Raw genomic sequence first — 16,522 nt, 5'->3', positions numbered from 1 at the left:
CCCTTATTTGATGATGTGTTCTACAGCTACCTGTAAAATATCTTACGACATAAAACCCAGGTTTGAATGAGTAAAATTACGGATGTTCGGGAACACGTATTCCAGTGCAGCGTTATCACTCACGCCCATCCACTGTGCTAGTGTTGAACCAACTTGATCAGCGGCAATTTTGGGTATGAGTCGGCCTTGAGAGTAATCATCGTTTCCGCCCAGTATTAGTTCCGGCCATGTACCGATAGGTTGTTTCCCATTTACCGCGCCTCCAATTAATAGTTGATGGCCACCCCAGCCATGATCGGTACCATTTCCGTTGCTCATCATCCGTCGACCGAAGTCAGACATAGTGAAAGAGGTGACTTGCTTGTTTAGCCCTAACCGTTCGACCGCACGATACATTGCTAAAAGGTTTGTCGCGAGATCCTCAAGTAACACTGGATGACGTGCCAATTGCGAATCGTGCAGGTCATACCCAGAGTGTTTAACGAAAAAGACTTGTCGTTGCTGCTTCAGGACATCTTGGCTTGCTATCAATTTGTACACGGTTTGCATTTGCTTGCCGAGCGTCGATGACGTAAACAGCGGCTCGTCAGCAATGTGGTTGAGTTGCTCGCTCAGTACACTGCTCATTACCATCGACTCATCAACCATCAAATTAAAATGACCATTAAATGGATTGTCAGTTTGATGAGAGAGAAGGCGATCGTAGATCCCCTTGTATAGCGGGTTATCAATCGCGGTAAGCTGAACTGCGCGATCTTTTTTCAGGACGGTTTGGCGGTGTTCCATTGCCCGTAACCAAAGCGAATTGCCATGCACACTGTATAGCGGTGTTATTTCTGATTCAGAGTTTAATACATCCAACATTCTGCCAGCCCAACCAAGATTTTTAGACTCGCTCATTCCACCAAGTAACCAAGCGTCTGTTTGAGAATTATGAGAAAACAGTTGCTCGGGTAGTGATGCTTCACCTTGCTCAATAGCTTGTTTGGTGATGGGATGGTTGAGAATGCCACTATTGAGCACGATGCTGGCATCGCCTTGTTCGAAAACGGAAGTTAACGCATTTAACTTGGGGTGTAAGCCGAGCTTCACTGGGTGATTTGAGCTATCGACAGCACTCAAATTGATAGGGAGTATGTCTTCTTTGGCGACAGAGAGTGGCCCTCTGACTTTGGAATATTGATGATAGTGCGTCTCCGATAATGGTAGTACGGTGTTGAACGCATCGTTTCCGCCTGCTAAATACACACATATTAATGCTCGAAAGTCATTGGATGGCGCTGCGAGAGAGTAACCTGGCAGACTAAGAGAGGCTAGTGCGCCCATCGATAGCGTGCTTTGTATAAAATGTCGTCGTGAAATATCCATAATTCACTCCTAATCCTGAATATAGAATTCGTCGCCAGAAATGGCGGTAAATATCACTAGAGCGAGTTTTGTTGTTGGCACATAGTCCCCACGATAATCATTCAGGGCGGTGAGCATGAGCTCTTTCAATTCAGCAGAAGCCGTTCCAGCAAAGAAACGCTCGTTAACCAATTCGACTAAGGCACGGTGATCGTCCAGAAGAAGATAAAACTCGTTAAGATCGAAGTGGTAGGAATCACCACCTCCTCTACGAGTGCTGGTTAACATATAGTTGACCAAATCGGTATAAACAGACCAATTGAGAAGTTCATACTCTGGAGAGTTAATACCAGACTCCGCAAACTCGTTAGACGGCTGATAGTCTGGAGAGTAAAAATTAAACACGGAAGGAGAACGAAGCGGCCCTTGATTAGCGATGTTCATCATCGTTGTTGCGTCTTCGTAACGTGATCCTTTAACCGTAAAACCTGATGCTCGATGAAAATTAGTCAGGACCAGTATCGGTTCTTTCACTTTTATAGGCGGGGTATCCGTCATCCCTAATGCTTCAGGGTCGAGCAATATGGCTCGAACAACGGCGGTTAGATCGCCTTTTTCTCCTTCCCCATTGTTGTTAAATATCGTAGCAACACGCGCGACGTACTCTGGGCTTGGATTTGAACTGACCAAACGTTGGATAAGTAACTTTGAAACAAATGGAGCAACATTTGGGTGAGACATCAACACATCAATCACTTTTGAAAGCTCTTCTTGTGCGGTTAGACCCGATGGGATCACGTTCCCTAGAAATCGCTTCTCGCCGGTGTCGTGTCTTTGACTGATAACTCGCATCGGTTTCACGAATGCGATGTCGGAATTTTTCCATCCAGTTAATGCTCGCGCGAGCTCTTGAATATCAGTTTGATTGTACGTGGGGATAGGTTTGCCTGTTGCGTGGTTTAGCTTTTTACTGCCATCTAAATTGAGTTCATACAAACCGATAGTGAATAACTGCATTAACTCTCGAGCAAAGTTCTCATCGGGAAGCGTTCCTGTCGCACTATTTTCTTTTGCACTACCGAGCATAGACAAATAGCTCCCCATGACTGGATGGATGGAAACGTCATACAACAGGTCTCGGTAGTTGCCAAACGCATGCTCAACCAACAGATCGTAGTAATTCACTAACCCTGTAGGTTTGCTGGAAAGAACGCCGCCATAACGAGAAACGACTAGGATCTGACTCAATGCATAAGCCGTTCGCTGCCTAAGCTGATCCTCAGCAGTAACAACAATTTGATACCAAGCATTTTCTCGGTTTGACTGTAGACCTTTAGAAAAAGGCGTTTGATAAAGTGGTTGATGGTAGGTTGCTGGCAGGTTGATTTGTTTCTGTATCCAGTCCTCTAACCCGTTTTCCCTAACCTCATTAATTAATGCAGGTGTTGGTCCAAAAGAGGTTTGATAGAGAAAACGCGCAACGGTTTGATCGGATGGGGATTGCTGTATTTGTGCTGATACATTAGGCACATGGCTCAGCAATAAGATAGCCAATCCTAGTACCCAAGCAGAGATTTTATTTAGCTTCTGACGTCTCATAGTTAACTCGCTTACCCGAAGTAACGATTTAAGTCCATTTAACGGGAGTTATTAAGCTCTTTTGAGCTGTTTAGTAAATTTATGAAAATCAAGCAGCTGCATAGGCGAGTATAGTAGCTATAAGTGGTGAACAAAAAACTCAAACGATGAATTTGGTACTATAGTGCTAGAAGTTTTTGATGCTATTTTTTCTAAGATACTGATATTAAATATGGCCAATGAAGAGTAACAAGCAGAGATATCGCAATGGATATAGAAGGGGGACAGCTAAAGTACTGTTAACAAGAGATTGGTATGTTTGTTAAGGCTTAAGTTAGTTTCAAGAAATTATTGAGCCAATAAATAAAGTCCATTGGTTTGCACAAGAGAAAACCACACGGATGTTCTCTTGTACAAAGCAACAAAGGTTATTTTCGGGCAAGCTTATGGTGAGCACGAGAAAAGTGATCGGCACAAAATGCGCCAACAATCGAGAGTTCGCCAGCCAGACAAAGCGCAGCTGCGACTTCGGCTAACGCTTTCGCTTTGCCGTTGCCGTGCAAACCCAAAATATCCAAACATGCTTTTTGCGTTGGAAGGCCAGTACCACCGCCAACCGTTCCCACCATGATGTTTGGCAAGGTCACGCACGCGTACAAGTTGCCTTGAGCGTCCACATCCATACGAGTGATTCCAATGGCAGACTCTGCAACGCAAGCGGCATCTTGACCACAAGCAATGTAAAGCGCGGCAAGGGCATTTGCGTAATGCGCGTTGACGCCAATTGTCCCGCTGAGTAAACCACCCACCGTGGTCATTTTGCCAAATTGAACCATAGACTCCGGCGTCGTATGCAGATATTTTTCCACCAACTCAGCAGAAATGGTCACTTCGGCGGATACTTTCTTACCGCGTACCGAGCGCAGTGTGTGTGCGTTTGGTTTTTTGTCGCCTGATAAGTTGCCATCCAAGAATGCTTGAGTTGGTTTGATTGGGCTGGTCGCCAAAATATGATGGAACACTTCGTTTGTTGCGATGGTCACCATGTTTTGTCCGGAAGCGTCACCAGTCACGTATTCAAAGACCAAATAAACATGGTTTCCTTCGATATTTACATTGATGTCTTTGAGTTTGCCATGTGAGGTGGTGGATTCCGCAATTTGACGAAATACGTCAAACTGGGTCACAACCCAACTGACGAACTGGCCGGCGTCAGCAAGGTGATTAAAGGCGAATACTGGTGTTCGGCTCACCCCTTCACTTAGTAACAATGCGCTCGCGCCACCAGCGGCGGTGATAAGATTTGCGCCACGGTTGTAGGAAGCGACTAACGCGGCTTCTGTCGTTGCGAGCGGAACCAAAAAGTCATCGTTCGCATACAAGCCGTTGACGCGCAAAGGGCCTGCAATGCCGACCGGCACATTAACAGTACCAATGAAGTGCTCGATGTTGTTGGAGTAAGCATCGCGATGTGACTGCGTGAAAGGATCAAGGAGATGATCTTTATTGGTCACGTGTTCCAATACTTGCCAACGGCGCGCCAAATGCTTATCCGATAGGCCAGGGCTTAAGCAGAGACGTTTCTCTGGCTTGTGAAACTTCGGTTCTAATGCCGATTGAATCTTACTGCTGGTTTCGATATCGGAAAGGGCGGAGCTTTGAACAGGGTTATCTTGGTTTAACTTCGGCATACAAACGTTAACTGAAAAATCGAACCAGAGATTGTAGTGATTGAGGCTTTGATTACAACGTTGATTATACGTTTTGCAACAAATACCACTGTGCAAGCGCCTTTATTATCCAAGTGATTTGATATTGGAGCGACGAATTTATCGGACATAAATGGGTTTTGACAATGAATGTTGAGTAAATGGTAGATCCGGGAGGTTATGGCTTTTAGAGAAACTGGCCTGTAGGTGTTTTGATTCGACAAGGTGTAAGCATGAGTGCCTTAAGAGCGGAATGGTTCAATCTATGAAAGGAATAAATTGTCTAACCCAGTCCCTTGGGTCAGACGTTAGTTTGAATCGGTTGTTCAAAAACTAGTTGAAGGCGCGAGCCACACGTCCCGCACTTTGAATACGGTAATGGCCAACGTAAGCAGGAACAAATACAGATTGTCCCTTCGCGGCGGTTAATGTCTCACCGTTATCACTGATGAGTGTCAGGTCGGCATCAATCGCCATCAAAATCTCTGCGCTATTGGCATCAACCACTTCATTGTTCGGTTGGTTAAGAATGCTGAAACTAAAGTCTGCCACTGGGACCGGATAAAGGCTTTGGCAACCATCGGCATTGGGTTCTAGAACAAGGCTGTTAAACGGCTTAGGCACAAAGTCTGTGCATTTAACCAGTTCTTCAACATCCATGTGTTTCGGCGTGAGTCCTGCACGCAAAACGTTATCTGAGTTCGCCATGATCTCTAATCCCGTACCTTTAATGTAAGCGTGTGGCGTTCTTGCGCTCAGGAACATCGCTTCGCCAGGTTGCAGCGTGATGACATTCAACAGTAATGGCGCAAACAAGCCGACATCGCCAGGGTATTGAGTGGATAGATCCAAGATGAGCTGGAAAACGTCGCTGTCAGTGCCTTGCTTCGATTGATGTGAAGCGTGGGCAAGAAGCTGTTTCAGTGCTCGCTCTTTTGTTTCTCCTTCCATGGTAAGAATGTGCACAAAGAAATCGCGTAAACCTTGTGAGTTGATTTCGCGTTTGAATGTGTCAAGAGGCGCGCGTAGCTCATCGATATCGCAAAGGCTAAATGCCTCAATAATCTCGGCATACGAGCGAAAACCGTTCATGGCTTGGTAACTTGTCAGCGCGTACACCAACTCAGGTTTGTGGTTTGGATCTTTGTAGTTACGATGGCTTGCGTTTAGTGGGATCCCGGCACTTTGTTCTTTTTCGAAGCCTATTTCGGCATCTTGTTTGCTTGGGTGAACTTGAATCGACAGTGCATGTTCGGCCGCTAAGATCTTAAACAGAAAGGGCAGGTCGCCAAATTTTGCTGCGGTTTCTGCTGATAAGTAAGCGCGTTGGTTTTGTTTGATCAGTTCAGACAAAGGCAGCGTGTTTTGCTCAACCTGAACTTCAGAGCAGCCGTTTGGGTGAGTACCCATCCATACTTCTGCTTGAGGCTCATTCGTTTCGTTAGAAAAGCCAAACAAATCGTGAATAGAAGAGGTGCTTCCCCAAGCGTAGTTTTGGATTTTGTTGTTCATTTGAAAGAAGCTATGCGATGAAATAGTGTTCAAATTCATGAATTTTTCCCATAGTTAACCCTCCGAACTGAATCGGAAGAAAAATTGAGCAGAGATACGTTAAATAAGGAGGGCGAGCGCGGTTAGGTCACTCGCCAATTTGCCCTAAGGGCGATAAGTCGATTTACAACCGAGGTTTTGGTTCGAGTGGTTTTCGTGATGGTTGCGCTTGCAAAAATGGCAGTAACAAAAGGCCAATGACGGCTGCACAAACTGAAATGGTGATGAAGAAACCCGTCCAATGATATTCTTCAAGAATTAACGCCAGTGGATAACCAGACAATGCTGCGCCCATGTAGGCGAACAAGCCCACGAATCCTGTTGCCGCGCCGGCAGAATCTTTGTGAGAGCACTCCGCCGCCGCCATACCGATCAGCATTTGTGGTCCAAAGACAAAGAAGCCGATGGAGAATAATCCCGCCGCTTGGAATGCAAAGTTGGTAAGAGGCATTAGCCAAAGCGCGGAGACAGATAAGAAAATCCCAATCGCGAACAGCAAGTTCATTGGCCCACGGTTACCGCCGAAGAGTTTGTCTGAGCCCCAACCCGCAACCAATGAACCAACAAAACCGCCGATTTCAAACATAGACAGAGCAGCGTTGGCGTTAATCAGGCTATAGTGATGCTGCTCGGTCAAGTATAGGTTTCCCCAGTCATTGATTGCGGTACGAACGATGTAAACCAACACATAACTGAACGCGAGCAGCCAGATGTATTTGTTGTTAAATACGTACGATTTCAGAATTTCGCGGTAGGTGAGGCCACGTCCGTAATTTTCTTGCGCAAGTTCTAGCGCGTCGTTGCGCCATTGTCCGACACTTGGTAAACCCATTGTTGTGGGTTTATCGCGCAATCGCCAACAAACGAATAGACCGAGCAATACCCCGATGATGCCGGGTAGAATAAAGCCTTCACGCCAGCTGTAGTGCAACGTTAAATAGCCCACCCAAATAGGGATCAGCGCGCCACCAACGTTGTGTGCGGTGTTCCAAATGGCCCATAAGAAGCCACGCTCGGAGCGTGAATACCAAGTGGTTAACAGCTTGGAGCATGAAGGCCAGCCCCAGCCTTGGAACCACGCGTTTAAGATCCACAGAGTAATGAAAGCCGCGAGTGAGCTAGAAAAACCGAACGCGATATTGACCAGACCTGTCGCAATCAATCCTAATCCCATGAAATAACGAGGATTAGAGCGATCCGAAATCGTGCCAGAAATAAACTTCGAACAGCCGTAAGTAATGTAGAAAAGTGTACCGATAAGACCCAAATCGCCTTTATCTAAGCCAAGATCGGTAATCATCGCTGGTGCGGCGTAGTTAAAGGTCTTACGGGTAAAGTAGAAACCTGCGTAGCCGATGTACATCCCCAACATAATGTGCAAACGCCAATGGTGGTAACGCTGGTCGATTTGCTCGTTGCTCAGGCTCGGTTGAGTAAATTTAGGTGAACGTAAAAATCCAAACATCTTGAGTTACACCTTAGGTAAAGTAATGCTGATTTGTGTGCCGATCACTTGATCGCTGGTGGAGTAGATAACCATTTTTCCACCTAACGCGTGCACACGTTCTTGCATGCCGCGAACGCCCATGCCTTTCATGCTGTCCTGAACTTTGAATCCGACACCATCATCGTGAATCATCAGTGACACCGCAGCTTCTCCAATTGTCAGTTCAATATTGATCAACTGCGCTTCTGCGTACTTGGCAGCGTTATTTAATGACTCTTGGCATAAACGGAATAGGGTTACTTTGAGTGTGTCACTCAGGCTGGTGTAATCGCCTTGCCAGTTCAGTTGAACAGTTGTTCCGTGATTGGCGAATTCCATCTCTCGCGTCAGTTGCTCGACGGATTCTTTCAAGTCCAAATCATCCAGCATTTTGGGTCTTAGCTTGCTCAACAGTCGCTTAGTGGTGTCGTACACGTTGAGCGAAAGTCCTTCAATCATGTCTGCGCAACCTACTCGTGTTTCTGTGTTATTTACCCGCTTAATGATGTTGGCTTGTGTGCGGATTGCCGTGATGTTCTGGCCGATTTCGTCATGTAGCTCGCGCGCAATATCGCGTCTTACCGATTCTTCCGCTTTGATAAGCTGGCGAGACAAATTCTGATTGCGTGCAAGTTCGCCGCGCAGTTTGTGATTGAGGTCTTTTTGTTTCTGAACCCCTAAGCCGAGCATAATGCCGGTGATGGTTTGCGCCGAGAGAGATAATAACAAATCGGTGATTTCTAGATTTGATACGCCGCTGCGAGCCGCAATCAGCGCAATGCTGTTGAGCATGGTGGCGAGCAGGGCTCCTTGCCAGCCGTAACGAAGTGCCAACACGATAATTGGGATAGCCATACAAAATGGCGCAAATCGTTTTAGCTCTTCAGGTAAACTGGTTTGCACCAAAATACTGCCGATCAAAAGCAGCGCATAAAGCACGATATGACGCACCTGAAATACGACGGCATTACTAAGTAGGAGAGAGCTAAGCGGAGACCAACGACTTTGGAACAAATAGCTCCACAACAGGTAGCACATAGGCACCACGAGCAAGCCTCCAGAAATGCTAGCCAGCCATACCATGTAAACAGAAGGCACGTGAAATCCAACGGCCATCACATTAATAAACGCGCTAATGATAATGACTGCGCTCATCACGGCTAAATGGCGGTTTTGGTCTCCGTAGTAGTATTTTTTCGCAATCAGTGTGACCGGGATACTGGCAATGCTCGCAATCAGCACGGTAAGCCACTGCGGTTGACCCAGTGACATCGCAAGTGCGATGGAAAGTCCCCACTCCGAAAGGTAAATCGTCGGCCAATAAGCGGTGCGAGTGTGAAGGGCGACACCTAATCGTAAAGCGAAAGGAAACAATAAGATCGCCAACTCGGGATCATTGACAAAGTAGTAGGCGATCACCCACAAACAGAACCAGGCGCAGGCCATAACAAAAAGTCCGCAAATGGTGGTAACAGCATAAGCTCGCATTAAAAGGACTCTTGAGAAAATAGTTTGGCGAGCTCAACGTTGTTTTTCACGCCGAGTTTGTCGATGGCATTAGCACGATGAACATGAACAGTCTTGTGGCTCAAGCCAAGCTCTGCCGCGACAGACTTTACATCCAACCCAGTGGCAAGTAGCTGACATACCTCGTTTTCACGTTTTGTTAGTTGGCATAGAGAGGTGGTGTTGTCGCTAGGCGTTGCAAGTTTAAGTGCAATATCTGATGTGAGGTAACAGCCGCCAGAAGCACTGGTTCTTACGGCTTGAATAAGTTCGTCTGGGCTACAGCGTTTACTAAGATAGCCTTTTGCACCTAGCTTTAGTGATTTTTCCACCATCGCAGGGGAGTCATGCACGCTAAGCATCACGCAGGCAATGCCAGTTGGTATTTCGCTGAGAAAGTTTAAGCCGCTTTCATCTGGCATGGAGATATCTAGGATGACGACATGTGGGTGTACCGCAGGCAACCCTTTTCGCGCTTCGGCGACAGAGCCGAATTCACCAACAACGGTAATATCACTTTCTAAATTTAATAATTGTGCGAAACCCGAACGCACGATGACGTGATCATCAACTAGAGCAACATGAATCATTATTACAACCAAATAGAGCAGACGACTAACAACAATAAGCTCCAACAGGAGCCAATAGAAAAATCTTTAATGATACTGAATTGAGCCATGCTTTTTAATGATCTTGCGCGCTTTACCGAAGTAAAGCGCGCAGAGAAGTTAGGCTTGGTTTTGTGCAAGTTGAAGCTTCTTCGCGTGTCGAATCTTCTTCTCTTCCGCGATAGCGACGAAAGCAAGCAAAACAATACAAATCATGGCGGAGGTATCTAGAGCTGCGAAGGTACCTTTCCAACCTGTTAAGCCGAAGATAGGTGTACCGTCTGCAATCATACCCAAGCCTAGTTTTGCAAAGCTATCGCCGATTAGGTAAGCGAAAGTACCTTTTACGCCGTCAGCCACACTGATTGCTTTTTTAGGGACAAAACCAACCGCGGCAACACCGATAAGAAGTTGCGGACCAAACACCAAGAAGCCCAATACAAATAGAGAGGCCAAGTACATGAACTCGCTAGTGGCGTGCTGGTAGAACTCAAGCGATACGATGATCAAACCAAGAGACACACAAGCAACCAATGCGCGGCGACCGTTTGCTAGGTCAGATAAGTAACCCCACATCAAAGTACCCACAAGCGCACCGACTTCGAACAGAGTAAAGCCAGAGATTGCCGTTTCTTTTGACAGACCAAGCTCTTGGTACGCGTATACCGTTGACCATTGGTCGATACCGATACGAACGATGTAAAGGAAGATGTTGGCAAAGCAAAGTAGCCAGATAACTTTGTTTTTAAGAACGTATTCAACAAAGATTTCTTTTTTGGTCATCTGGTTTTCTTCAGCGGCGGTGTCTTCTTCACTCACTGCTTCATCGAAAAGTTCTTCTACTTTACCTAGACCGTAAGCTTCTGGAGAGTCGCTACCAAAGCGCATACCGATAAAACCAACGATGATCGCGATGATAGAAGGGAACACGAACATGCCGATTACGTGGCCGTCGAATAGGTAGTTGGCACCGAAAAGAGCAACACCCGCTGCGCCCGCACCACCAACGTTGTGTGACATGTTCCACAAGCCTAGGTAAGAGCCGCGTTTGTTACGAGGTGTCCATTTTGTAATGGTTGAGTAACTAGAAGGGCCACCAGTACTTTGGAAGAAACCACTCAGAGCGTAGAAAGCCACCATCAAGAACAGGCTTGCACTACCGCCGCCCATGCTGAAGCTGAAACCAAGCATTGCAAGACCAGAAAGGATCAGCATAAAAGGGAGGAATTGCTTGGTGTTCTTACCGTCAGCGTAGTAAGACACAACGGTTTTACCGATGCCGTATGTGATGGAGAAGCCAAGGCCAATAAGACCTAGGTCTGTCATGCTCAAACCGTAAGTTGAGATCATGTCGTTTTGCGCAACATTGAAGTTCTTACGAATCAAGTACATGGTTAGGTAGCCGATAAATACGACCAAGTAAGATTGGATGAACGGTTTAAACCACATCTTTCTTCTAACTTCGACAGGAAGATCGAGGGTCGGCTTCCGCACCTGTTCGAGGAATTTTAACATGATGAACTCTCTTGTAATTGTTTTAGAAACACAACGGAGACCGTTATGCGCTCTTGTTACCTTTGACTGAGCGGAATTCTAGAGAGTGGTTTTGTGAGGCACATGAGATGGTTGCCTAGATCGGCTAGGAAAAATTCCTAGAAATGCCTAGGAAGGAGGAAAAGCGTGAAAAGAGTCACACAAAATCCTTACTAATCTATGGGTTTTTGACTGGGTTCTTATCGGATTGGAAAGCGTTCAAATGCAAGCGGGTTAATATGCGTAAGCTTAGTGCAGACAAGGGGTGAGCACGTTTGGTTGGAGAGAATAGTGGCTTGTCGCTAAGTATCAATTGGGAACGAGAAGCAAACAACAGAAACCCGGAGGTCTCTGTTAGAAATATTAGGAATTCGGCGAGGTTGACGTGTTAAGGCGCAGGGCTGTATAGACGCGGCGAGCCGTGTTTTGGTAAGTGAATTAGGTTCAAATGGTTTCTTCTTGCCCATTCGACGGTTAACGCTGTCGGTGCAGATAAGCAAACCAGAGTGGGGATACGCGCGCGAACGGCTTTGTGGATCAACTCCAAGCTGCAACGGCTTGTCATGATAGCGAAGCCACTTTGAGGCTCGATGTGATTGTTGGCTAATGCGCCAATCAACTTATCTAGCGCGTTGTGGCGGCCGATATCCTCTCGGCACAACTTGATGTTGCCTTGTAAATCTGCAAATAAGGCGGCGTGTAACGCGCCAGATTCACGTGCGGCTTCTTGATGCAGTGCGACTTTGTCTCGCAGCCCTTCGAATACATCGGAGCGCGGAGGAAGAGACGGTGTTAGCGGTGCTAAATCAGGCAAAGCTTGTTCCAGAGCCTCGACACCACAAATGCCGCATCCGGTTGTGCCGGCAAGATTTCGGCGCTGTGTTTTTAACGCCCAGAAAGCGCGGTTGCTGATTTCCACTTCCGCATAGTGAGATTCGTGATCGCCACCAATTTCAATGTCTTTGATCTCTTTGAAGTCGTGGACGATGCCTGTGCTTAGGCTAAATCCTTTCACGAAGTCTTCCAGATGGCCTGGCGTCACCATCATGACCGCTTGGCTAATGCCGTTGTAGCTGATAGCTAAGGCGGATTCACTCGCCAGCGACATTTGTTGCACTGGGCGGCCATCAATCAATTCTCGGTAATTGAACGCACTTGGTTGAGGTGGTGCTTGATTGAAATCGGACAGTTCAAAATAAGATTGAGTAGTACATCTCATGAAATCACCTCATAAGCCGTTGTGTATGCCAAAAGTTGACGTGTGGATTCTTGTTATCGATTGAATATGTTTTTTGCTTCTGCGAAGCACTGATCGGTTAGCGCGGAGAAGGGTTCTTGTTTTCGCTTTAACAAACCTAGCGGTGCGTGAACGGCGGCTTCTTCGATAGGGATAATGCGAAGCGTATCGTTCAACTCTTCCAATCCACAGTTCAGCGGCATAATGGCGCAACAAAGGCCACTGGTTACTGCTTGGATCAAGTGAAAGGTGGAGTTACTTTCAATGACGGTTTGCGGAACCAGCCCTTTACTCACAAAGCTAAGATCAATTGAGTGGCGATAGTGCATACCCTTCGAAAGCAGCCCTAGCGGAATGTTATTGAGTGACTCCCACAACACTTCAGATTCGCCAAAATCAAAATGACGCTCATCGAATAAAACGCCAAGTTTGGTCGAGTCGAGCTCGATAACATCGAAGTAAGCGGTGTTGACTTGATCGACATAACACATTCCCAAATCTAGTTGATTGCGATTGAGTTGGTCTATGATCTGTTCGGTCGTCATGGAGAGTATTTGAAAGCGTAACTCAGGGAACTGGTGAGCTAATGGTTTGAGCAATTGCATCGGGTTTTGGCTGGCGAGTGGCACCATTCCAAGCCGAAGAGAGCCGACCAACTGACCACGGCAGTTAGCAGCCTCGGCTTGCAATCCATCATGAGCGGCTAAGACGGTTTTTGCCCAAGCTAAAATGCGTTCTCCGGCTTCAGTAAACCCTTCAAATCTTTGACTTCTTTGGATTAATTCGAGATCGAGTTCTTCCTCTAAGCTTCGGATTCTCATGGACAAGGTAGGCTGCGTAATGTGGCATAATGCGGCGGCTTGACCAAAGTGTTTGGTCTGTTCAAGTGCGATGAGATATTTAAGTTGTTTGATATCCATAATGGCTTGTTAACCTTGCGTTGTGAGTCACATGTACGGGGGAACTCCCTAAAAAGGGCACAGCACTACCGTACTTTTTAAGCGCTGGAGCGTTTTAACTGGGGAATGGAAAACCAAAACCAAGTCAAGAATAAAACCACACTCAAAATTGATCTGAATCAAGGCTATTCCTGATATTAATTAGGGTCAAATTTAAAGTATCTATAGTGTGATAGATATTATCTATTATCAAGAGTGCCGATTTTATTGAGTTTGTTAAGCGAACTAGGTGGAATCGGATGGGAAAACGATTAACCTCATAAATTGTATTGATTAAGAATGTGATGACCGTCAGTGGAAAAATTCGTCATAGATTTTGTTTATCACTCGGTCAGGATTATCAATTGGACGCATATTGAATAACGACTTAATCTTTGATTTAGATCAAGACGCAACAATGCGAATTGAATCTGCCAGTCTTAGAAACAGTAGGCGGGTATCCGATATCAAGAATCTAGATAAGTAAACGCTCGGACAAGCGAGAGCATGTTGAGTGGTTACTTATTTGGATTAAAAAATACATGGATTAGAAACTAAGCCCTTCAATACTTCCGCATTATCTCAATAAATAACGCGCTTGTTTTCACGGGCACCCTGCTTGCTGGTATATCTGCGAGGAGTAAAGTCGTGAGCCAAAAAGAACAAATAAAAGCATACAAAGGTCCAGCTGGTGGTTGGGGTGCACTGAAAGCCGTAACCAGAAGTTGGTGGGGCAGTGAAAATGCAGTTAAAAACATTCGCACTATGCTCAAAACCAACCAAAATGGCGGTTTCGACTGTCCGGGATGTGCATGGGGTGAGTCGCCAGATAGTGGTAAAGTCAATTTCTGTGAGAATGGCGCGAAAGCGGTAAACTGGGAGGCGACCAATCGTCTGGTTGACCCTGAGTTTTTTGCCAATCACAGCGTTTCATCTCTCTCAACGCAAACCGATTACTGGTTGGAATACCAAGGCCGTATCACGCACCCAATGCGATACGATGCTGAATCCGATCACTATGTGCCAGTCTCTTGGGATGAGGCTTTTGCACTTGTCGCGAAACATCTCAATCAATTGGATTCACCACACCAAGCGGAGTTTTATACCTCTGGTCGTGCAAGCAACGAAGCGGCGTTTTTGTATCAGCTATTTGTGCGCGCATTCGGTACCAATAACTTTCCAGATTGTTCCAACATGTGTCACGAAGCCAGTGCAATAGGGATGAAAGACACCATTGGCGTTGGTAAAGGCACAGTGATCTTTGATGATTTTGAAGAAGCTGATGCGATTTTCGTGATTGGTCAAAACCCGGGCACGAACCACCCACGAATGCTTGAACCTCTGCGCGAAGCGGTAAAACGTGGTGCACAGGTTATCTGTCTAAACCCGCTCAAAGAGCGCGGATTAGAGCGTTTCCAAAACCCACAAATGCCGATTGAGATGTTGAGTAACGGCTCAGAGCCTACAAACACGGCGTACCTGCGTCCTGCTTTAGGTGGAGACATGGCAGTGTTTCGTGGCATCGCGAAATTCTTGTTGCAATGGGAGCGCGAGGCATTGCAAAACGGTGGCAAAGCGGTATTTGACCGCGAATTCATCAAACAACACACGATAGGTATTGATAAGTATTTGGCTGAAGTGGATGCAACCGCTTGGGAACACATCGCTGAACAATCGGGTCTTGATTTAAGTGAAATCGAGATGGTGGCGAGCATGTATCGACGTGCAGAACGTGTGATCATGTGTTGGGCGATGGGGTTGACTCAGCATCGTCACTCTGTGCCAACCATTAAAGAAGTCGCAAACGTGCAAATGTTACGAGGTAACGTTGGTAAGCCGGGCGCGGGTCTTTCACCAGTGCGTGGTCACAGTAACGTTCAGGGCGACCGTACGATGGGCATTGATGAAAAACCTTCAGAGCTGTTGTTGGATCGCATTGAAAGTCGATTTAACTTTGCCGTCCCGCGTGGTGAAGGCCACAACACTGTGCAAGCCATTAAAGCGATGGAAGAAGGACAAGCGAAAGTATTTATCGGTTTGGGCGGTAACTTTGCACAAGCAACGCCAGACACAGAACGTACGCACAACGCGATGCGAAACTGTAATTTAACCGTACACATTTCGACGAAGTTAAATCGTTCTCACCTTGTCACAGGTAAAGATGCGCTTATTCTTCCGTGCTTAGGCCGTACCGAGATTGATCAGCAAGCGACGGGCCCACAAGGTGTGACGGTTGAAGATACTTTCAGCATGGTGCATATCTCATTTGGTCAGCTAAAACCGCGTTCGGAGCATTTGCGTTCAGAACCAGCGATTATTGCTGGTATTGCCAATGCGACACTCGGGGCAAAACCAATTGATTGGTTGTGGGCAATTGAAGATTACGACCGTATTCGCGATTTGATTGCCGACACGATTCCGGGTTTTACCGACTTTAACCATAAGCTTAAACACCCAGGTGGATTCCACTTGGTAAACCCAGCTGCCGAGCGTCGATGGAATACACCAAGCGGCAAAGCACAGTTCAGCTCTAGCGAGTTGCCGAAGCAGTTGATCAGCGAAGCGATACTCGAAAAAGGCCAAAAGCCAGATTTGATTTTGCAAACCATGCGCTCACACGACCAATACAATACGACACTTTACGGCTTAAATGATCGTTATCGTGGTGTATTTGGCATGCGCGAAGTGCTGTTCATCAATGAAGCGGATATTCGTAAACTCGGTTTTGAACCGGGCGACAAAGTGGACATGGTGTCATTATGGGAAGATGGCGTAGAGCGTCGCGTAAGCGGATTTACGCTTGTTGCCTATGATGTGCCAGCAGGTCAGGCGGCGGCTTACTATCCAGAAACGAACCCATTGGTTCCTTTGGACAGTTATGGGGATAGAACGTTTACGCCAACCTCTAAGTTTATTGCGATCAAATTGGAAAAATCGACATCCGATAAGATCGCTTTGGTGGAAGCGGAATAGTGACCAAACCGGCACAACGACATTTCCGATAAGCAAACGGCTGATATTAATTATCA

11 protein-coding genes are annotated in these 16,522 nt (G+C 46.5%); 1 reads left to right on the top strand and 10 read right to left on the bottom strand.

The annotated features are described in order from the left end of the window. Nucleotides 1-42: 42 nt before the first annotated feature. The 10 genes from R8269_RS03755 to R8269_RS03710 all read right to left on the bottom strand — a co-directional run bounded on the left by R8269_RS03755 (nt 43) and on the right by R8269_RS03710 (nt 13,475). Nucleotides 43-1,368: a DUF1501 domain-containing protein gene (locus R8269_RS03755; protein ID WP_213987044.1), complete on the bottom strand. Its 1,326-nt coding sequence runs from the start codon at nt 1,366-1,368 to the stop codon at nt 43-45. A gap of 9 nt (nt 1,369-1,377) precedes the next feature. Beyond that, entirely contained in the window at nt 1,378-2,946 is a 1,569-nt protein-coding gene (locus R8269_RS03750; RefSeq protein ID WP_054700883.1) for a DUF1800 domain-containing protein, read from the bottom strand. Between the two features lie 407 nt (nt 2,947-3,353). Next, nucleotides 3,354-4,616 carry a hydroxymethylglutaryl-CoA reductase gene (locus tag R8269_RS03745; RefSeq protein ID WP_170896987.1) on the bottom strand — a complete coding sequence of 421 codons (1,263 nt, stop codon included), beginning with the start codon at nt 4,614-4,616 and terminating at the stop codon, nt 3,354-3,356. 351 nt (nt 4,617-4,967) lie between these two features. Next, a complete protein-coding gene (gene manA / locus R8269_RS03740; protein WP_258476946.1) occupies nt 4,968-6,185 on the bottom strand; it encodes a mannose-6-phosphate isomerase, class I in 1,218 nt (405 codons plus the stop codon). A gap of 124 nt (nt 6,186-6,309) precedes the next feature. Then, nucleotides 6,310-7,650 carry an MFS transporter gene (locus R8269_RS03735; protein WP_053307712.1) on the bottom strand — a complete coding sequence of 447 codons (1,341 nt, stop codon included), beginning with the start codon at nt 7,648-7,650 and terminating at the stop codon, nt 6,310-6,312. 6 nt (nt 7,651-7,656) lie between these two features. Beyond that, nucleotides 7,657-9,159 carry a signal transduction histidine-protein kinase/phosphatase UhpB gene (gene uhpB, locus R8269_RS03730; RefSeq protein WP_054700887.1) on the bottom strand — a complete coding sequence of 501 codons (1,503 nt, stop codon included), beginning with the start codon at nt 9,157-9,159 and terminating at the stop codon, nt 7,657-7,659. Further along, nucleotides 9,159-9,767: a transcriptional regulator UhpA gene (gene uhpA, locus R8269_RS03725; RefSeq protein WP_005376090.1), complete on the bottom strand. Its 609-nt coding sequence runs from the start codon at nt 9,765-9,767 to the stop codon at nt 9,159-9,161. The genes uhpB and uhpA overlap by 1 nt, the downstream gene beginning before the upstream one ends. Before the next feature lie 138 nt (nt 9,768-9,905). Beyond that, nucleotides 9,906-11,300, bottom strand: a complete 1,395-nt coding sequence (uhpT, locus tag R8269_RS03720) for a hexose-6-phosphate:phosphate antiporter (protein ID WP_021707729.1) — start codon at nt 11,298-11,300, stop codon at nt 9,906-9,908. Between the two features lie 406 nt (nt 11,301-11,706). Then, on the bottom strand, nt 11,707-12,537 hold the full coding sequence (gene fdhD / locus R8269_RS03715) for a formate dehydrogenase accessory sulfurtransferase FdhD (RefSeq protein ID WP_017447522.1): 831 nt from the start codon (nt 12,535-12,537) through the stop codon (nt 11,707-11,709). A gap of 53 nt (nt 12,538-12,590) precedes the next feature. Next, entirely contained in the window at nt 12,591-13,475 is an 885-nt protein-coding gene (locus tag R8269_RS03710) for a LysR family transcriptional regulator (RefSeq protein WP_054700890.1), read from the bottom strand. Between the two features lie 666 nt (nt 13,476-14,141). Here R8269_RS03710 and R8269_RS03705 point away from each other — a divergent pair. Further along, entirely contained in the window at nt 14,142-16,466 is a 2,325-nt protein-coding gene (locus R8269_RS03705; RefSeq protein ID WP_258476947.1) for an FdhF/YdeP family oxidoreductase, read from the top strand. Nucleotides 16,467-16,522: the final 56 nt, after the last annotated feature.

The sequence above is a fragment of the Vibrio sp. Vb0667 genome (assembly GCF_033391095.1).
This window is presented reverse-complemented; position numbering and strand designations above follow the sequence as displayed.